At 36.4% G+C, this 19003-nt stretch carries 19 protein-coding genes and 1 other annotated feature; all 19 genes read right to left on the reverse strand.

Translation table 11 applies throughout. From position 1 onward, the window contains the following. Nucleotides 1-20 precede the first annotated feature (20 nt). The 19 genes from tuf to LQ675_RS05315 all read right to left on the reverse strand — a co-directional run bounded on the left by tuf (nt 21) and on the right by LQ675_RS05315 (nt 19000). Entirely contained in the window at nt 21-1211 is a 1191-nt protein-coding gene (tuf, locus tag LQ675_RS05225; protein ID WP_048541361.1) for an elongation factor Tu, read from the reverse strand. A gap of 136 nt (nt 1212-1347) precedes the next feature. Then, on the reverse strand, nt 1348-3429 hold the full coding sequence (gene fusA / locus LQ675_RS05230; RefSeq protein WP_048541359.1) for an elongation factor G: 2082 nt from the start codon (nt 3427-3429) through the stop codon (nt 1348-1350). Between the two features lie 142 nt (nt 3430-3571). Next, nucleotides 3572-4042 (reverse strand): 30S ribosomal protein S7, encoded by a 471-nt coding sequence (gene rpsG, locus LQ675_RS05235; RefSeq protein WP_025904867.1) that lies wholly within the window; start codon nt 4040-4042, stop codon nt 3572-3574. Between the two features lie 85 nt (nt 4043-4127). Then, complete coding sequence (rpsL, locus tag LQ675_RS05240) at nt 4128-4550, reverse strand: 30S ribosomal protein S12 (RefSeq protein WP_025904866.1); 423 nt, start codon at nt 4548-4550, stop codon at nt 4128-4130. A 91-nt stretch (nt 4551-4641) separates the two neighbouring features. Further along, nucleotides 4642-4896, reverse strand: a complete 255-nt coding sequence (locus LQ675_RS05245; RefSeq protein ID WP_048541356.1) for a ribosomal L7Ae/L30e/S12e/Gadd45 family protein — start codon at nt 4894-4896, stop codon at nt 4642-4644. 135 nt (nt 4897-5031) lie between these two features. Further along, the gene (gene rpoC / locus LQ675_RS05250; protein ID WP_048541354.1) at nt 5032-8649 is read right to left on the reverse strand and encodes a DNA-directed RNA polymerase subunit beta'; all 3618 of its coding nucleotides are present in this window, start codon (nt 8647-8649) and stop codon (nt 5032-5034) included. 100 nt (nt 8650-8749) lie between these two features. Next, the gene (rpoB, locus tag LQ675_RS05255) at nt 8750-12304 is read right to left on the reverse strand and encodes a DNA-directed RNA polymerase subunit beta (RefSeq protein ID WP_048541353.1); all 3555 of its coding nucleotides are present in this window, start codon (nt 12302-12304) and stop codon (nt 8750-8752) included. 206 nt (nt 12305-12510) lie between these two features. Continuing rightward, nucleotides 12511-13119: a class I SAM-dependent methyltransferase gene (locus tag LQ675_RS05260; RefSeq protein WP_048541351.1), complete on the reverse strand. Its 609-nt coding sequence runs from the start codon at nt 13117-13119 to the stop codon at nt 12511-12513. An 82-nt stretch (nt 13120-13201) separates the two neighbouring features. Beyond that, the gene (gene rplL / locus LQ675_RS05265; RefSeq protein ID WP_153653597.1) at nt 13202-13564 is read right to left on the reverse strand and encodes a 50S ribosomal protein L7/L12; all 363 of its coding nucleotides are present in this window, start codon (nt 13562-13564) and stop codon (nt 13202-13204) included. Nucleotides 13565-13604: 40 nt separating this feature from the next. Further along, nucleotides 13605-14111, reverse strand: a complete 507-nt coding sequence (gene rplJ / locus LQ675_RS05270; protein ID WP_025904860.1) for a 50S ribosomal protein L10 — start codon at nt 14109-14111, stop codon at nt 13605-13607. A 42-nt stretch (nt 14112-14153) separates the two neighbouring features. Further along, nucleotides 14154-14294: a sequence feature (ribosomal protein L10 leader region), on the reverse strand. A gap of 41 nt (nt 14295-14335) precedes the next feature. After that, nucleotides 14336-15028, reverse strand: a complete 693-nt coding sequence (rplA, locus tag LQ675_RS05275; protein WP_037589918.1) for a 50S ribosomal protein L1 — start codon at nt 15026-15028, stop codon at nt 14336-14338. A 114-nt stretch (nt 15029-15142) separates the two neighbouring features. Further along, a complete protein-coding gene (rplK, locus tag LQ675_RS05280) occupies nt 15143-15565 on the reverse strand; it encodes a 50S ribosomal protein L11 (protein WP_025904858.1) in 423 nt (140 codons plus the stop codon). A 147-nt stretch (nt 15566-15712) separates the two neighbouring features. Then, complete coding sequence (gene nusG, locus LQ675_RS05285) at nt 15713-16261, reverse strand: transcription termination/antitermination protein NusG (RefSeq protein WP_058590878.1); 549 nt, start codon at nt 16259-16261, stop codon at nt 15713-15715. 14 nt (nt 16262-16275) lie between these two features. Beyond that, nucleotides 16276-16455, reverse strand: coding sequence for a preprotein translocase subunit SecE (secE, locus tag LQ675_RS05290; RefSeq protein WP_025904856.1), 180 nt, complete (start codon nt 16453-16455; stop codon nt 16276-16278). A gap of 14 nt (nt 16456-16469) precedes the next feature. Next, nucleotides 16470-16610 carry a 50S ribosomal protein L33 gene (gene rpmG / locus LQ675_RS05295; RefSeq protein ID WP_075577615.1) on the reverse strand — a complete coding sequence of 47 codons (141 nt, stop codon included), beginning with the start codon at nt 16608-16610 and terminating at the stop codon, nt 16470-16472. Nucleotides 16611-16660: 50 nt separating this feature from the next. Next, nucleotides 16661-17275 (reverse strand): sigma-70 family RNA polymerase sigma factor, encoded by a 615-nt coding sequence (locus tag LQ675_RS05300; RefSeq protein WP_058590879.1) that lies wholly within the window; start codon nt 17273-17275, stop codon nt 16661-16663. 78 nt (nt 17276-17353) lie between these two features. Then, nucleotides 17354-17872: an NYN domain-containing protein gene (locus LQ675_RS05305; RefSeq protein ID WP_025904854.1), complete on the reverse strand. Its 519-nt coding sequence runs from the start codon at nt 17870-17872 to the stop codon at nt 17354-17356. Then, nucleotides 17872-18618 carry a 23S rRNA (guanosine(2251)-2'-O)-methyltransferase RlmB gene (gene rlmB / locus LQ675_RS05310; protein WP_239726539.1) on the reverse strand — a complete coding sequence of 249 codons (747 nt, stop codon included), beginning with the start codon at nt 18616-18618 and terminating at the stop codon, nt 17872-17874. Before rlmB ends, LQ675_RS05305 begins: the two co-directional genes overlap by 1 nt. Next, nucleotides 18611-19000, reverse strand: a complete 390-nt coding sequence (locus LQ675_RS05315) for a Mini-ribonuclease 3 (RefSeq protein ID WP_037589958.1) — start codon at nt 18998-19000, stop codon at nt 18611-18613. The genes rlmB and LQ675_RS05315 overlap by 8 nt, the downstream gene beginning before the upstream one ends. Between the last annotated feature and the right edge of the window lie 3 nt (nt 19001-19003).

Consider the following 19003-nt stretch of genomic DNA (forward strand, 5'->3'; position numbering starts at 1 on the left):
CAAGTTTGTTCAATATCGAATTAAGCTTCGATGATTGTAACAACGCCTGATCCAACTGTACGTCCACCTTCACGGATTGAGAAACGAGTACCGTCTTCAATAGCGATTGGTGAAATTAATTCAACGTCCATTTCAACGTTGTCGCCAGGCATAACCATTTCAGTACCTTCTGGTAAGTTAACTACACCAGTTACGTCAGTAGTACGGAAATAGAATTGTGGGCGGTAGTTTGTGAAGAATGGAGTATGACGTCCACCTTCGTCTTTAGATAATACATAAACTTCAGCTTTGAATTTAGTGTGAGGTGTGATTGAACCTGGTTTAGCTAATACTTGACCACGGTTAACGTCTTCACGAGCAACACCACGTAATAATGCACCGATGTTATCTCCAGCTTCAGCGAAGTCTAATAATTTACGGAACATTTCAACACCAGTTACAGTTGTTTTAGAAGATTCTTCAGTTAAACCGATGATTTCAACTTCTTCACCAACAGTGATTTGACCACGTTCAACACGGCCTGTAGCAACAGTACCACGACCAGTGATTGAGAATACGTCCTCAACTGGCATCATGAATGGTTTGTCAGAGTCACGTTCTGGAGTTGGGATGAATGTATCAACAGCATCCATTAATTCCATGATTTTGTCTTCGTAAGCTTCGTCGCCTTCTAATGCTTTTAATGCTGAACCAGCAATTACAGGAACGTCGTCGCCTGGGAAGTCATATTCAGATAATAAGTCACGAACTTCCATTTCAACTAATTCTAATAATTCTTCATCGTCAACCATGTCAACTTTGTTTAAGAATACTACTAATGCAGGAACACCTACGTTACGTGATAAAAGAATGTGCTCACGAGTTTGAGGCATTGGACCGTCAGCAGCAGATACTACTAAGATACCGCCGTCCATTTGAGCAGCACCAGTGATCATGTTTTTAACATAGTCAGCGTGTCCTGGGCAGTCAACGTGCGCATAGTGACGTTTTTCAGTTTCGTATTCGATATGTGAAGTATTGATTGTAATACCACGTTCTTTTTCTTCTGGAGCGTTATCGATTTGGTCGTAAGAACGAGCTTCTCCGTCACCAGAACGTTTTGCTAATACAGTTGCGATAGCAGCTGTTAAAGTAGTTTTACCATGGTCAACGTGACCGATAGTACCAATATTGGCATGTGTTTTTGAGCGATCAAATTTTTCTTTAGCCATTATGAAATCTCTCCTATTCATATTAAAAATTATTTTTTATTTAAGCCTCATGATGGTTACTCACCATCATGAGGATAACCTATAGTTAATTTATAAATCATTTTGATGAAAAAATCAATTTATTAAAGCGAATGTATTATTCACCTTTGTTTTTCTTGATAATTTCTTCAGAAATTGATTTAGGAACTTCTTCGTAGTGGTCAAATACCATAGTATAAGTACCACGACCTTGAGTGTTAGAACGTAAGTTTGTAGCGTAACCGAACATTTCTGAAAGTGGAACAAATGCACGAACAACTTGAGCGTTACCGCGTGCTTCCATACCTTCAACACGTCCACGACGACTTGTTACGTCACCCATGATGTCTCCCATGTATTCTTCAGGCATAACGATTTCAACTTTCATCATTGGCTCTAAGATTACAGGGTTACATTTTTTAGCTGCTTCTTTAAGTGCTAATGATGCAGCAACTTTGAAGGCCATTTCAGATGAATCGACATCATGATATGAACCATCATATAGTTTAGCTTTAACATCAACTAATGGATATCCAGCTAATACACCGTTTTCCATAGCATCTTTAAGACCAGCTTCAACTGATGGAATGTATTCACGAGGAACTACACCACCGACGATAGCGTTTTCGAATTCGAAGCCGCCACCTTGTTCGTTAGGTGTGAATTCAATATGAACATCACCATATTGTCCACGTCCACCTGATTGACGAGAGAATTTACCTTGAACTTGTGCAGATTCTTTGAACGTTTCACGGTAAGATACCATTGGAGCACCAACAGTACATTCTACTTTGAATTCACGTTTCATACGGTCTACTAAAATATCAAGATGTAATTCACCCATACCACCGATGATAACTTGTCCAGTTTCATGGTCAGTGTGTGCATGGAATGTTGGATCTTCTTCTTGTAATTTAACTAATGCGTTAGTCATTTTATCTTGGTCAGCTTTTGATTTAGGCTCAACAGATAAGTGAATAACTGGCTCTGGGAATTCCATTGATTCTAAGATAATGTTATCTTTTTCATCACATAAAGTATCACCAGTAGCAGTGTCTTTAAGACCAACAGCACCTGCAATGTCACCAGAATATACAGTTGAAATCTCTTCACGAGAGTTAGCGTGCATTTGTAGGATACGACCTACACGTTCACGTTTACCTTTAGTAGAGTTTTTAACGTATGAACCAGATTCCATTGTACCAGAATAAACACGGAAGAATGTTAATTTACCTACGAATGGGTCAGTCATAACTTTAAACGCTAATGCAGCGAATGGCGCTGAGTCATCAGGTCTAGCAATTACTTCTTCATCTTCGTTATCAACTCTATGTCCGATAATAGGTTTAACATCTAATGGTGATGGTAAGTAGTCAATAACAGCGTTCAACATTAATTGAACACCTTTGTTTTTGAATGCTGTACCACATAATACTGGGTAGAATTCAACGTCACAAGTAGCTTGACGGATAGCCGCTTTAAGCTCATCAATTGTGATTTCTTCTCCACCTAAGTATTTTTCCATTAAATCGTCGTTTGATTCAGCAACAGCTTCAATTAAAGCTTCACGAGCATCTTCAGCTTGTTGCTTATGAGATTCTGGAATCTCAATTTCATCAATTTCAGTACCTAAGTCATTAGTGTATTGGAAACATTTCATTTCTACTAAATCAATAATAGCGTTGAAATCGTCTTCCGCACCAATTGGTAACTGAATTGGGTGAGCATTTGCTTGTAAACGCTCATGTAGTGTACCAACTGAATATTCAAAGTTAGCACCCATTTTGTCCATTTTATTAATGAATACAATACGAGGTACTCCGTAAGTTGTAGCTTGACGCCAAACTGTTTCAGTTTGAGGTTCAACACCTGATTGCGCATCAAGAACAGTTACAGCACCATCAAGTACACGTAATGAACGTTCAACTTCAACTGTGAAGTCTACGTGTCCTGGTGTATCGATGATGTTTACACGGTGACCATCCCATTGTGCAGTAGTCGCAGCAGAAGTGATTGTAATACCACGCTCTTGCTCTTGTTCCATCCAGTCCATTTGTGAAGCACCTTCATGTGTTTCACCAATTTTATGGATACGGCCTGTGTAATAAAGAATACGTTCAGTAGTAGTAGTTTTACCAGCATCGATGTGAGCCATGATACCGATATTACGAGTGTTTTTCAAAGAAAAATCTCTTGCCATAGTATTCTTACTCCTTCCAAAACATTGGATATTTGGTTGTTGTTTATATAGATACTTTGATACCCTAAGTGTTTAAAAAACTATAGATGACCTATAAATAAGCCTCTTTATAATTTTAACGCTTAGGGTTCTAAGTTCTATCTTACCAACGGTAATGAGCAAACGCTTTGTTAGCTTCTGCCATTTTGTGAGTGTCTTCACGTTTCTTAACAGCACCACCAGTGTTATTGGCAGCATCTAAGATTTCATTAGCTAAACGCTCTTCCATAGTTTTTTCACCACGAAGACGCGCGTAGTTAACTAACCAACGTAAACCTAAAGTAGTACGACGTTCTGGACGTACTTCTACAGGTACTTGATAGTTTGAACCACCTACACGGCGAGCTTTAACTTCAAGTACAGGCATGATGTTGTTGATAGCTTCATCGAATACTTCCATAGCATCTTTACCTGAACGTTCTTGAACAAGTTCGAATGCAGAATAAAGAATTCTTTGAGCAGTACCACGTTTACCATCAAGCATGATTTTGTTGATTAATTTTGTTACTAATTTAGAGTTGTGAATTGGATCTGGTAAAACATCTCTTTTTGCAACTGGACCTTTACGAGGCATAATCGTAATCCTCCTTCCTCATTATAAAGTTTAATTGATTTATCGTCATTTAAAAAACTGTTATTTACAGAAATTTAATGTCAAATTATTTTTTAGCAGCTTTAGGTTTTTTAGCACCATAAAGTGAACGGCTTTGCATACGACCGTCAACACCAGAAGTGTCTAAAGCACCACGTACGATATGGTAACGCACACCAGGTAAGTCTTTTACACGTCCACCACGAATAAGTACAACACTGTGTTCTTGTAAGTTGTGGCCAATACCAGGGATATACGCGTTTACTTCGATGTTGTTTGATAAACGAACACGAGCATATTTACGTAACGCTGAGTTAGGTTTTTTAGGTGTCATAGTTCCTACACGAGTACATACACCACGTTTTTGAGGAGAGTATACAGTAGTCATTTTTTTCTTCATGCTATTGTAACCTCTGTTTAATGCTGGTGCAGTTGATTTTTGTGATTTACTAGTACGAGGTTTACGTACTAATTGGTTAATAGTAGGCATCTTTAATGTCCTCCTCTCTTCATTTCTTAATTCCACACATCCAGGTGGTTCATTTTAAGTCAAATAAAAATAGTAAGCACAGCTTACACATTTATTTAAGCAATGCAACAACTGTCGCATTAACTTCTATTCCATAGCGTGATCCAAGTTCTTGTCGACTAGGACTATAACTTATCGGAACGCCTGTCTCAAATGCTATTGTTAACACTTTCGACAAAATATGAATATTGACATCTTGAGCAATGATTACTTGACGTACATCATGCTTCAATAATGCTTTAGTGGTCTGTTTTAAACCAATGACATAACTGTCTTGATTTAAGCTTAAGGCTTTTTCATTAGACATTTCATATCCTCCAAAGCGTCTGCTTTCATCAACCTTAACAATAATAACATTGCACAGTTATAAAGTCAATCATTTTTAAGGTGTTTTTATAATAAAATACAAGCTGTTCTAGGAACCTAGAACAGCCCATATATATTAGTCAGTCACAACTTGTTCTTCAGGTACTACTTCTTTTTCAACTTTTTCAAAGTCAACACCAGTATATCTTCTCATGCCTGTTCCGGCAGGGATCAATTTACCGATGATAACATTTTCTTTAAGTCCAAGTAAGTCATCACGCTTACCTTTAATGGCAGCATCTGTAAGTACTCTTGTTGTTTCTTGGAATGAAGCAGCTGATAAGAAACTTTCAGTCTCAAGAGATGCTTTCGTAATACCAAGTAATACAGGTTTAGCAGTTGCTGGACGTTTACGCGTCGCAAATACTTCTCTGTTTGCATCAGTAAATGTATGAATATCAACTAATGCACCTGGTAATAATTTAGTATCTCCTGCTTCAATAATTCTTACTTTACGAAGCATTTGTCTAACCATAACTTCAACGTGTTTATCTGAAATTTCAACACCTTGCATACGGTAAACTTTTTGTACTTCTTTAAGTAAGTATTTTTGAGTAGCATTTAAGCCTGCAACAGCTAGTAATCCTTTAGGTTCGATTGAGCCTTCAGTCATAACTTCACCACGTTCTACGTATTGACCTTCTTCAACTTTAAGTCGAGCAGTACCTGGCGCGTTATAAGTACGGATTTCATTTTCGCCTTTAACTTTAATTTCTTGTTGACGATCTTTAACGATCGTAATTTCAGTTACTTCACCATTAATTTCAGAAATAACAGCTTGCCCTTTAGGGTTACGTGCTTCAAATAGCTCTTGAATACGAGGTAAACCTTGAGTGATATCGGCACCTGCTACACCACCTGTATGGAATGTACGCATTGTAAGCTGAGTACCTGGTTCACCGATTGATTGTGCAGCAATTGTACCAACTGCTTCACCAACTTCAACTTGTTCACCAGTTGCTAAGTTCTTACCATAACATTTTTCACATACACCGTGACGAGTGTTACATGTAAATGCAGAGCGAATATGCATTTCAGTAATACCTGCATCAACTATTTGTTTAGCAATATCAGCAGTTATTAATTCATTAACTTTAATAATTACTTCATCTGTTTCAGGATGACGTAATGTTTCTTTAGAGTAACGACCTTCAATACGTTCAATGAATGGTTCGATTAACTCTGATCCTTCTCTAATATCTGAAACAAGTAATCCACGGTCAGTTCCACAGTCTTCTTCTCTAACGATAACATCTTGTGCTACGTCAACTAGACGACGTGTTAAGTAACCTGAATCGGCAGTTTTCAGTGCTGTATCGGCAAGACCTTTACGCGCACCGTGAGTAGAGATGAAGTATTCAAGTACTGTTAAACCTTCACGGAATGAAGATTTAATAGGTAACTCGATAATTCGACCAGATGGGTTAGCCATCAGACCACGCATACCAGCTAATTGAGTGAAGTTTGATGCGTTACCACGGGCACCAGAGTCACTCATCATGAAGATTGGGTTTAAGCTATCTAATGACATCATTAATTTAGCTTGAATATCATCTTTAGCTTTTGTCCAAATTTCAATTACAGCAGCATAACGTTCGCTTTCAGTAATTAAACCACGGGTAAATTGTTTTTGTACTTTATCTACTTTGATTTCTGCTTCTCCAATAATTTCTTGTTTATCAGGAAGTACCACGATGTCAGAAACCCCAACTGTAATACCAGCTTTAGATGAGTATTTAAATCCTAAATCTTTCATCTTATCAAGCATTACTGATGTATCTGTAATGTGGAATTTATTAAAGATTTCCGCAATGATTTGACCTAAGAATTTCTTGTTAAATGGTTTAACAAGTTCAACATCTTGTAAGTACTCGATTAATCCACCTTCTGGAATATCAGTAGGTGCAATAAAGTATTTGTCAGGTGTTGATTTTTCTAAGTTGAAATTCGTTGGTTCATTAATGTACGGGAATGAATCCGGCATAATTTCATTGAATATAATCTTACCAACAGATGTGATAAGTAATTTATTGTTTTGTTCTTCTGTAAATGTTGGGTTCTTTAATGATCTTGCATGAACAGCTATACGTGAGTGTAAATGAACATAGCCATTTACATACGCTTTAATAACTTCATCTGTTTCACTAAAGATTTCACCAGCTCCTGTAGCGCCTTTACGTTCAAGTGTTAAGTAATAGTTACCTAATACCATATCTTGAGAAGGTGTTACGACTGGTTTACCATCTTTAGGGTTCAAGATGTTTTGAGCTGCAAGCATTAACATACGTGCTTCTGCTTGTGCTTCTTTTGATAATGGAACATGGACAGCCATTTGGTCACCATCAAAGTCAGCGTTATAAGCAGTTGTTACAAGTGGATGAAGTCTGATTGCACGACCTTCAACTAGTGTAGGTTCAAATGCTTGAATACCTAAACGGTGAAGCGTTGGTGCACGGTTTAATAGTACTGGATGTTCTTTAATAACATCTTCTAGTACATCCCAAACTTCTTCTTCCATTCTTTCTATTTTACCTTTTGCATTCTTGATGTTCGTTGCAATTTCGCGTTCAACAAGTTCTTTCATAATGAAAGGTTTGAACAATTCTAACGCCATTTCTTTCGGTAAACCACATTGATACATTTTAAGGTTTGGTCCAACTACGATAACTGAACGACCTGAATAGTCAACACGTTTACCAAGTAAGTTTTGACGGAAACGACCTTGTTTACCTTTTAACATATGTGACAATGATTTTAATGGACGGTTACCTGGTCCAGTAACTGGACGACCACGACGACCATTATCAATTAAAGCATCTACAGCTTCTTGTAACATACGTTTTTCATTTTGAACGATAATACCAGGTGCACCTAAATCTAATAAACGTTTCAAACGATTATTACGGTTGATAACACGACGGTATAAATCATTTAAATCACTTGTTGCGAAACGTCCACCGTCTAATTGAACCATTGGACGAATTTCAGGTGGAATAATTGGTAATACATCTAAGATCATCCAAGATGGGTCATTACCTGAGTGACGGAATGACTCAACAACTTCTAGACGTTTAATTGCTCTTGTCAATCTTTGTCCTGTTGCTGATTCTAATTCTTCACGTAATTCTTTTAATTCTTTATCTAAATCGATATCGCTTAATAAGTCACGGATTGCTTCTGCACCCATTTTTGCTGTGAATTTACCTGGATATTTATCATAATACTCACGGAATTCACCTTCAGTTAATAATTGTTTCTTCTCTAATCCAGTTGGACCCGGATCAATTACAGTGTAAGAAGCAAAGTATATAACTTCTTCAAGTGAACGTGGTGACATATCAAGTAAAAGTCCCATACGACTTGGGATACCTTTGAAGTACCAAATGTGTGAAACTGGTGCTGCTAATTCAATATGCCCCATTCTTTCACGACGCACTTTTGACTTAGTAACCTCTACACCACAACGGTCACAGACCATGCCTTTATAGCGTACTCTTTTATATTTACCACAACTACATTCCCAGTCCTTAGTTGGACCAAAAATTTTCTCACAGAATAAACCATCTCTTTCAGGTTTTAACGTACGGTAGTTAATTGTTTCTGGTTTTTTCACTTCACCAAATGACCAAGAACGGATCTTTTCAGGTGAAGCAAGTCCTATTTTCATGTAATGGAAATTATTTACATCAATCAAGGAGCCTACCTCCTTCAATTTAAATTAGTTGTGCCGGTTGATTGATAATGTATAACAAATGTAAAGCGCAAATGTTTAATCAAATGCGCTTTATTAACTTTTAGTCAGTTACTTGTTGCCCTTCTATTGATGCATCTTGTGAAACACCTAAATCAACTTTCTTGTCCATCATATCTTCATCTTCTAAATCACGCATTTCGATTTCGTTATCGTGTTCGTCCATAACTTTAACGTCTAGACCTAAACTTTGTAACTCTTTCATTAATACGCGGAATGATTCAGGAACTCCCGGTTTAGGGATGTTTTCTCCTTTTACGATAGATTCGTAAGTTTTAACACGACCTACTGTGTCATCAGATTTATAAGTTAAAATCTCTTGTAAAGTATATGCTGCACCGTAAGCTTCAAGTGCCCATACTTCCATCTCACCGAAACGTTGTCCACCAAACTGAGCTTTACCGCCAAGTGGTTGTTGTGTAACAAGTGAGTATGGTCCAGTAGAACGCGCATGTAATTTATCGTCTACCATGTGTGCAAGTTTAAGCATGTACATCACACCTACAGATACACGGTTATCAAACGGTTCACCAGTACGACCATCGTATAGTACAGTTTTACCATCACGAGCCATACCTGCTTCTTCAATAGTTGACCAAACATCATCATCGTTTGCACCATCAAATACTGGTGAAGCAACATGAATACCTAAATTCTTAGCTGCCATTCCAAGATGAAGTTCTAATACTTGTCCGATATTCATACGAGAAGGTACACCTAATGGGTTTAACATGATGTCAATTGGTGTTCCATCTGGTAAGTAAGGCATATCTTCTTCAGGTAAGATACGTGAGATAACACCTTTGTTACCGTGACGACCACACATTTTATCTCCGACATGTATTTTACGTTTTTGAACGATGTATACACGTACTAATTGGTTTACACCTGGAGATAATGAATCATCGCCTTCTTCTCTGTTAAATACTTTAACATCTAATACAATACCACCTGCACCATGAGGTACACGTAATGATGTATCACGAACTTCACGAGCTTTTTCACCAAAGATTGCATGTAATAATCTTTCTTCAGCTGTTAATTCAGTTACACCTTTAGGCGTTACTTTACCAACTAGGATATCTCCGTCTTTAACTTCAGCACCAACATAAACGATACCACGATCATCTAAGTTCTTAAGTGCATTGTCAGAAACGTTAGGAATATCACGTGTGATTTCTTCAGGTCCTAATTTAGTGTCACGAGCTTCTGATTCATATTCTTCAACGTGAATTGAAGTATAAACATCATCTTTAACAAGACGTTCACTCATGATTACAGCATCCTCATAGTTATAACCGTCCCAAGTCATGAAACCAACTACTACGTTACGTCCAAGTGCCATTTCACCAAGTTCCATTGAAGGACCATCGGCTAAAATTTCACCTTTAGTAACAATATCTCCACTCGCAATGATTGGACGTTGATTGTAACAAGTACCTGAGTTACTACGTTTAAATTTTGATAATGGGTAACGATCTAATTCAGTTTCGATCTCTTTACCATTCTCTTCAACAATACGTCTAACAAGGATTTCTTTTGCTTCTACGTGCTCAACTCTACCTTTGTACTTAGCAACAACAGCTGCACCTGAATCACGTGCAGTTACGTGTTCCATACCAGTACCAACAAATGGTGCTTCTGGGTTCATTAAAGGTACCGCTTGACGTTGCATGTTTGCACCCATAAGCGCACGGTTAGAGTCATCGTTTTCTAAGAATGGAATACATGCTGTCGCTGCAGAAACAACTTGTTTAGGAGATACATCCATGTAGTCCATGCGTTCTTTAGGTTTCGTAGTGTTGTCCCCACGGAAACGACAAAGAACTTCATCATCAACGAATTTACCTGTTTCATCAAGTACAGAGTTTGCTTGTGCAACTACATAGCTGTCTTCTTCGTCAGCTGTTAAGTAGTCGATTCTGTCAGTAACTTGGTTTGTCTCGATGTTTACCTTACGATAAGGTGTTTCAATGAAACCAAATTCATTAACTCTTGCATAACTTGATAATGAGTTGATTAAACCAATGTTTGGTCCCTCAGGCGTTTCAATTGGACACATACGACCATAGTGAGAGTAGTGAACGTCACGTACTTCCATACCAGCACGCTCACGAGTCAAACCACCCGGTCCTAATGCTGATAGACGACGTTTATGCGTCAACTCTGCTAATGGGTTTGCTTGGTCCATGAATTGAGATAATTGAGAGCTACCAAAGAATTCTTTAATAGATGCAATTACTGGACGAATATTAATTAATTGTTGAGGTGTGATTGAATCAGTGTCTTGAATTGACATACGTTCACGCACAACACGTTCCATACGTGATAAACCAATTCTAAATTGGTTCTGTAGTAATTCTCCTACTGAACGTAGACGACGATTACCTAAATGGTCGATATCATCTGTGTAACCTACACCATGTAACAAGTTAAAGAAATATGATAGTGAAGAAATAATATCTGCTGGTGTAATACATTTCACTGCTTCATCAGGGAATGCATTACCAATCACTGTTGTCGTACGTTTTTCTTCATCACCAGGAATATAAATTTTAACTGTTTGAACTTCTACTGGCTCATCTAAGACACCACTATTAAGTTCATAAACATGAATATTAGCGTTTGATTCTAAAACATCGATGATTTTATCTAAATTACGACGGTCTAAAACAGTACCTTCTTCAGCCGCAATTTCACCTGTTTCAACGTCAACGATAGGCTCAGCTAAAGTTTGGTTGAACAAACGATGTTTAAGATGTAATTTTTTATTCATTTTGTAACGACCTACTGCCGCTAAATCATAACGTTTTGGGTCAAAGAAACGTGAATATAATAGACTTTTAGCGTTCTCTACTGTTGGTGGTTCTCCCGGACGTAAACGCTCATAAATTTCAAGCAATGCTTGGTCTGTTGTTTCAGTATTATCTTTGTCTAACGCATTTCTTAAATACTCATTGTCACCAAGTAAATCAATGATTTCTTGATCTGATGAGAATCCTAAAGCACGGATTAATACTGTAATTGGTAATTTACGTGTTCTGTCTATTCTTACGTAAGGAACATCTTTAGCATCTGTTTCATACTCTAACCATGCACCACGGTTAGGGATTACAGTAGTTCCAAAACTCACTTTACCGTTTTTATCAACTTTTTCGTTGAAGTAAACGGATGGTGAACGTACAAGTTGAGATACAATAACACGTTCTGCACCGTTTATTACAAAAGTACCAGTGTCAGTCATTAATGGGAAATCACCCATGAATACTTCTTGATCTTTCACTTCGCCTGTTTCTTTGTTAATTAAACGGACTTTAACGCGTAATGGTGCTGCATATGTTGCATCACGGTTTTTAGATTCTTCTAAATCATACTTTGGTTCACCTAGACGGTAATCTACGAACTCTAAAGAAAGGTTACCTGTAAAATCATCAATTGGAGAAATGTCGCGGAACATTTCTAGTAAACCTTCTTTTAGAAACCATTCATATGATTTCGTTTGAATCTCTATTAAGTTAGGTAGTTCTAAAATCTCGGAAATTCTCGCATAACTTCTACGAACACGATGTCTTCCATACTGGATAAGTTGACCTGTCAACAGATTCACCCCTCAAATATTGTGAATATAACTTTGCGCCTTACAAAATAAATATAATAAGACAAAAAGAAAACGGAAAGTCAATGATTCCATTTTCTATTTCGTACGACTTATTCCTAACATTCAATTAAGGGCGACGCAAAAGTACACACTTATTGAATATAATTTTTAACATTCTATTACTATATCAGAACAAAACACCAAAATCAAGCTTTTACACTTTTTAAAATGTAATAACCCTTGCTTTTTTCGATTATTTCTGCATTACCAAAAATATCTTGCATTTTTTTCTTTGCAGAAGGCATACCTTGCTTCTTCTGAATAACAACTAAAAGCTGTCCGCCACTCGATAATACTTCGATGCTTTGCTCAAGAATTTTATGAACAATTTCCTTCCCTGCTCTTATCGGAGGGTTTGTTAATACAAAATCAAACTCTAAATCTAATACATCATCTAAACAGTCACTTGCTTTCAACTGAGCATTTTGAATGTTGTTAGATTGTTGATTATCTTTTGCCAAATCCAATGCGCGTTCATTCACATCTACCATAGTTACTTCACTATGTGGAAGTACTTTCGCACACATTAAACCTATCGGGCCATAACCACAGCCCACATCCAATATTTTCTTTTTAGGACCAGGGGGATTTGCATTTAAGAAAGTTGTTACGAGTAAATCAGACCCAAAGTCTATTTTCCCTTTTGAGAAAACACCATGATCTGTCTGAAGAGAGAGTTTGTTATCGCGATAAAAATAATCGAAACTTTCTCGTTCCGACTTCACGTTTGGATCGTTATCAAAATAATGACTCATTACGCCACCTCTTTATTGATTAAATGAGTAAATAAAAACCCGTTATCATGATAATAACGGGTTTTTTGATTTAATACAGAGATTATTTTAATTCTACAGATGCGCCAACTTCTTCTAATTTTTCTTTTAAAGCTTCAGCGTCTTCTTTAGATAAACCTTCTTTAACAACTTTAGGAGCGTTGTCTACGATTTCTTTAGCTTCTTTTAAGCCTAAGCCAGTTGCTTCTTTAACCGCTTTAACAACTTTAATTTTTGAATCTCCAGCTGAAGTTAATTCAACGTCGAATTCAGTTTTTTCAGCTGCTGCGTCTCCACCAGCTGCGCCAGCTGCTGCTACAGGAGCTGCTGCTGTTACACCAAATTCTTCTTCGATAGCTTTTACTAAGTCATTTAATTCTAATACTGACATTTCTTTAATTGCTTCAATAATTTTTTCATTAGACATGATATATATCCTCCATTAAATAGTTTTATTTGTTGCTGAATTATTCAGCACTTTCTTCTTTTTGTTCTCCAACAGCTTTAACTGCATAAGCAAAGTTACGAACTGGAGCTTGTAATACAGATAGTAACATTGATACAAGACCGTCTTTTGATGGTAATGAACCGATAGTGTTAACTTCTTCTGCAGATACAACTTGTCCTTCAATAACACCTGCTTTGATTTCTAACGCTTCGTTTTCTTTAGCGAAGTCAGCAAGAATTTTAGCTGGTTCAACAACTTCTTCGTTTGAAAAAGCAATTGCGTTAGGACCAGTTAATGTTTCTTCTAAACCTTCGATACCAGCAGCTTCAGCAGCACGACGAACTAAAGTGTTTTTGTAAACTTTATATTCGATACCTGCTTCACGTAATTGTTTACGTAATTCAGTAACTTGCGCAACTGTTAAACCACGGTAGTCAACAATAATTGTTGAAACAGAATTTTTAAGTTGTTCAGTAATTAAATCAACTTTTTGTTGTTTAGCTTCAACGATTTTTGAATTAGACATCTCTACACCTCCATATTAATTGTCCGTGCTTTTATGATGAGGTTTCTCAACAAAAAAGCACTTTTTACCCACGGCAAAAAGTGCTTGAATTTTATACGTTCAAGTCAATTTAAGCCTCGGTAGGATCGCTTTTTAAGTTCAAAATTGAACTCCTACTGTCTTAGGTTAAATATTACACATCCAAAACTATAACGCGTTTTGGAGTTGAAGTCAATATTTTTATATTATAATTTAAAGCTTGAAGTATCAACTTTGATACCAGGACCCATTGTTGTTGTAACAGCAACAGATTTGAAATAAGTACCTTTAGATGATGCTGGTTTTGCTTTAGTTAATGTATCTTGAATTGTTTTGAAGTTATCAACTAATTGTTGCTCGTCAAATGATACTTTACCAATAGATGCATGAACAATACCAGATTTTTCAGCACGGTATTCTACTTTACCTGCTTTAATTTCTTCTACTGCTTTTTTGATATCCATTGTTACTGTACCAGTTTTAGGGTTTGGCATTAAACCTTTAGGTCCTAATACACGACCAAGTTTACCAACTTCACCCATCATGTCAGGTGTTGCAACGATTACATCAAAGTCGAACCAACCTTGGTTGATTTTGTTAATGTATTCTTCACCTACATAATCTGCTCCAGCTTCTTCTGCTTCTTTGATTTTATCGCCTTTAGCGAATACTAATACACGTTGTGTTTTACCAGTACCGTGTGGTAATACTACAGCGCCACGGATTTGTTGGTCATTCTTACGTGTATCAATGCCTAAACGAAATGCAACTTCTACAGATGCATCAAAGTTAACAGTACTTGTTTCTTTTGCTAATTTAATCGCTTCTTCAACAGCGTATGTTGCAGTACGATCGATTTTAGCAACTGCTTCTTGATACTTTTTACCTTTTTTAGCCATTTTGTTTTCCTCCTTTAGTGGTTTTAGCGGAATGTTACCTCCCACGTGCATTATCATCAAGACAATGCAATAGCAGACAGCGAAATAGCCGCCTGCTTAAACTTTAAAACTCAATTATTCTACGACAATACCCATGCTGCGTGCAGTACCTTCAACGATACGCATAGCTGCTTCTTCAGATGCCGCGTTTAAGTCAGGCATTTTAGTGTTAGCAATTTCACGTACTTGGTCTTGAGTTACTGTAGCAACTTTAGTTTTGTTAGGTTCACCAGAACCTTTTTCTACTTTAGCTGCTTTTTTAAGTAATACTGCTGCAGGTGGTGTCTTAGTGATGAAAGTAAATGAACGATCTTCAAATACTGTAATTTCAACTGGAATGATTAAACCTGCTTGCTCTTGTGTACGAGCGTTGAATTCTTTACAGAATCCCATAATATTCACACCGGCTTGACCTAATGCAGGACCAACTGGTGGTGCTGGGTTTGCTTTACCTGCAGGAATTTGCAATTTAACAACTTTAACTACTTTTTTAGCCACGATGTGCACCTCCTTGATATCGTGATGTGGTCATGGGGTAATGATATTTTACCCTCCCACTCTTCATTTCGTGACGAAATGGTTGCGCATAGTCCGAGCGCGACCTTTAAATAATAACATTGAAATCATGAAATTTCAAGTGTTTTTTTACAACTTTTCAATTTGATCGAATTCAACTTCGACTGGTGTTTCTCTACCGAACATGTCAACAAGTACTGTTAATTTATACTTCTCAACATCGATTTCTTTGATTTCACCAACTTGGTTACTAAATGGTCCACTTGTTACGCGAACTTGTTCACCTAATTCAACTTCTACGTCGACTGTTTTTTCTGCCATACCCATTTGTTTAAGGATAAATTTCGCTTCATCTGGTAATAATGGATTTGGTTTAGATCCTGCACCAGCAGAACCGACGAAACCTGTAACACCAGGTGTATTTCTTACGACATACCATGATTCATCAGTCATAATTAACTCAACTAATACGTATCCAGGGAAAGTCTTCTTGATTTGTGTCTTCGCTTTACCATCTTTAATAGATGTTTCTTCCTCTTCTGGAATCACAACTCTAAAAATTTGTTCTTGCATGTTCATTGTATCAACACGCTTTTCTAGGTTTGTTTTGACTTTATTTTCATAACCTGAATAAGTGTGCACTGCATACCATCGTTTAGCGCCTATCTCTTCTGACATTTTGCCACTCCTTACTATCTAATCAAATTAATTAATTCTGTAATTCCTAAATCTAATGCATAGAAAAAGATTAAGAAAAAGATTACTGTACACACTACTATTGTTGTATATTTAACAAGTTCTTTGCCAGTTGGCCAACTTGTTTTCTGCATTTCTGATTTTACGCCTTGAAAGAAGTTTTCTTTTTTAGCCATTGATTTTCCTCCTTTTAGATGGATTCTTTATGCAATGTATGCGTATTACAAGTTTTACAAAACTTTTTTAGCTCTAATCGTTGATCTGTATCTTTTTTAGGGACTGTATAATTTCTAGCTCCGCATTTCTCGCAATTTAAAGGGACTTTTCTCATCTTATCACCTAATTCATTCTAATCCTAGATTAATATACAAAACAAAACACCTAATTGTCAAACAAAGCTGAAGTAATTTCAGCCTTGTTCAGTTTCTTTTTTAATCTGTATTGTGCGTTATATACATGTTTTACTGGTACATCTAGTTCATTTGATATTTCTTTTTTTGTTTTTCCTTGTACTGTTAATTTTAGAATGTCCGATTCAATAGGTGATAGCTTATTAGAATCCATCAAATAGGATAGCGAACATTCTGTTAACATTTGATCTTCAAAATCCTGGCCATGACCATCTCTAAGACATTCTATTAAATTAACCGAATCACTATTTGTTTCATCAATACTTAATGACGCTTTTAATATTTGATACTTTGTACTTTTAACTCTTCTTATATAATCAATTTTAGCATTTTTAATAATGACATTCACACAATGTATAAACGAATCATGCTTGTCACAATCAAATGTGAGTGCTTGCTTATACAACTTAAATCTTATAATTTGTGCGATGTCCTCTTTATCATTATAAGGTAGTCTCAATGTGCTTACCCGCTTCTGAATGTCACTTTCGAAAACATTTAATAATTGATTAAACGCTTCTTTGTCACCACGCTGAATATCATCAATCCATTTTAACAACTGCTTGTCCATATTCAAATCATTCATCAAGCTCATCCCTTGTTATCGTTTTGAGCATATTTTACAGGGCGCGTTCCTTATAAATCAAACTCCAAAAAATCATATTTATCGATTATTTCTTCTCCATTTTTCAAATTGCTGTAACACTTCATCTGGCAAGTTCAATCTATTTCTAGGTGTCTTAGTTTTAATTTCTGATAGGTGCTTTGTCACAACAGATTCTTGATTTGCAATTGTTGACCACATTTCTCTAGATGAGATTCTATACGCACCAGAACCAAAAATAGCATGTTGTTCACTCATATCACTTGTGACTACTGTAATATGCGTAATATGCTTTCGATATAATTCATACGTTAATCTTTCAATATAACTATCTGCTGTTTCTTTTCCTTTCGTATAAACAACTTTCACACCGTGCTTAAATTCTACTGATTCAGTACCTTCTACACCATAAGCATCAAAAACAACAATCATTTCGCCATCATGTTGGGTATTATAATTGATAAGTGTGATTAACAATTTATCTCTCGCTTCTTCTAAAGAAACTTGAGCAATGGAAGACAATTCGTTTGATTGTCCTATTAAGTTATAGCCATCAATAATTAAATAGATATCTTTCATTATGATTGTCCTATTGGATGCCTTTTTCTATATACTTCATACATAAGCAGACTCGCTGCAACAGAAGCATTTAAGCTATTAACGTGTCCAACCATTGGTAATTTAATATAAAAATCACACTTATCTTTCACTAGTCGACTCATACCTTCGCCTTCGCTGCCTATAACGATAACAAGTGGCATTCCAGCATCCATTTGTCTATAATCAGTCGCATTCTTTGCATCTGTACCCGCGACCCAATACCCTACTTCTTGAAGTCTTTCAATTGTTTTCGGTAAATTCGTCACACGAATAACTGGAACATGTTGAATGGCACCGGTTGAAGCTTTTGCTACTGTTGCATTTAACTGTACAGACCTTCTCTTCGGAATAATAATGCCATCAATACCTATTGCATCAGCTGTTCTCATAATAGAACCTAAATTATGGGGATCTTCTAAACCATCTAACATCAATAAACAAGGTACATGGTCAATATCTTTAGTTTCTGAAATGAAATCTTCTAATTCTTTATATGGATATGGCGCAATTTGAGCAGCGATACCTTGATGTGGAACATCTGTTAAATAGTCAATTTTTGATTTAGGTACAGTTTGGACGACTATTTTTTCAGATTTTGCAATTTTCAAAATTTCACCAATTTGTTTCTTGTTGATACCTTCTTGAATTAATACTTTATTAATCGTATGACCTGAAGTTATCGCTTCTTTGACCGCATGTCTACCAACTATAATCGATTCATCCATTGGCTCCCACCCTTTCTTCTGTTATTTCAATCATTTTATTAACGAGTTCTTCTAAGCGTTCTGTTTCATCTATTAAGAATAAATAACCAATGACCGCTTCAATCGCTGAACTTTTTCTATACGTTTGTATATCCGTATTCTTCGCTTTCGTATAACTTTTTGCGTTACGACCTCGTTGTATAATTTCTAATTCTTCTTCTGTAAAAAATTCATTTTCCATCAAAATATTAAGTGCATAAGCTTGTCCCTTTGCAGAAACATATTGTTTAGACAATTGATGTAATCGATTAGGTTTACCTTTTATTTTAAGGATAATATGCTTTCTGACATACGTATCTAATATCGAATCACCCATATAAGCTAAGGATAACGGATTTAACATTTT

Origin of the sequence: Mammaliicoccus sp. D-M19, assembly GCF_022386695.1 — a bacterium.
GTDB lineage: Bacteria > Bacillota > Bacilli > Staphylococcales > Staphylococcaceae > Mammaliicoccus > Mammaliicoccus sciuri.

Excerpts from the sequence above, each read along its gene's own strand:
- rplJ (WP_025904860.1), bottom strand. The coding sequence starts at position 14,111 with ATGTCTAATTCAAAAATCGTTGAAGCTAAACAACAAAAAGTTGATTTA.
- LQ675_RS05260 (WP_048541351.1), bottom strand. The coding sequence starts at position 13,119 with ATGAGTCATTATTTTGATAACGATCCAAACGTGAAGTCGGAACGAGAA.
- LQ675_RS05245 (WP_048541356.1), bottom strand. The coding sequence starts at position 4,896 with ATGTCTAATGAAAAAGCCTTAAGCTTAAATCAAGACAGTTATGTCATT.
- rlmB (WP_239726539.1), bottom strand. The coding sequence starts at position 18,618 with ATGGATGAATCGATTATAGTTGGTAGACATGCGGTCAAAGAAGCGATA.
- LQ675_RS05300 (WP_058590879.1), bottom strand. The coding sequence starts at position 17,275 with ATGAATGATTTGAATATGGACAAGCAGTTGTTAAAATGGATTGATGAT.
- rplA (WP_037589918.1), bottom strand. The coding sequence starts at position 15,028 with ATGGCTAAAAAAGGTAAAAAGTATCAAGAAGCAGTTGCTAAAATCGAT.
- rpsG (WP_025904867.1), bottom strand. The coding sequence starts at position 4,042 with ATGCCTCGTAAAGGTCCAGTTGCAAAAAGAGATGTTTTACCAGATCCA.
- tuf (WP_048541361.1), bottom strand. The coding sequence starts at position 1,211 with ATGGCTAAAGAAAAATTTGATCGCTCAAAAACACATGCCAATATTGGT.
- rpsL (WP_025904866.1), bottom strand. The coding sequence starts at position 4,550 with ATGCCTACTATTAACCAATTAGTACGTAAACCTCGTACTAGTAAATCA.
- LQ675_RS05315 (WP_037589958.1), bottom strand. The coding sequence starts at position 19,000 with ATGTTAAATCCGTTATCCTTAGCTTATATGGGTGATTCGATATTAGAT.
- fusA (WP_048541359.1), bottom strand. The coding sequence starts at position 3,429 with ATGGCAAGAGATTTTTCTTTGAAAAACACTCGTAATATCGGTATCATG.
- secE (WP_025904856.1), bottom strand. The coding sequence starts at position 16,455 with ATGGCTAAAAAAGAAAACTTCTTTCAAGGCGTAAAATCAGAAATGCAG.
- rpmG (WP_075577615.1), bottom strand. The coding sequence starts at position 16,610 with ATGAGAAAAGTCCCTTTAAATTGCGAGAAATGCGGAGCTAGAAATTAT.
- nusG (WP_058590878.1), bottom strand. The coding sequence starts at position 16,261 with ATGTCAGAAGAGATAGGCGCTAAACGATGGTATGCAGTGCACACTTAT.
- LQ675_RS05305 (WP_025904854.1), bottom strand. The coding sequence starts at position 17,872 with ATGAAAGATATCTATTTAATTATTGATGGCTATAACTTAATAGGACAA.
- rplL (WP_153653597.1), bottom strand. The coding sequence starts at position 13,564 with ATGTCTAATGAAAAAATTATTGAAGCAATTAAAGAAATGTCAGTATTA.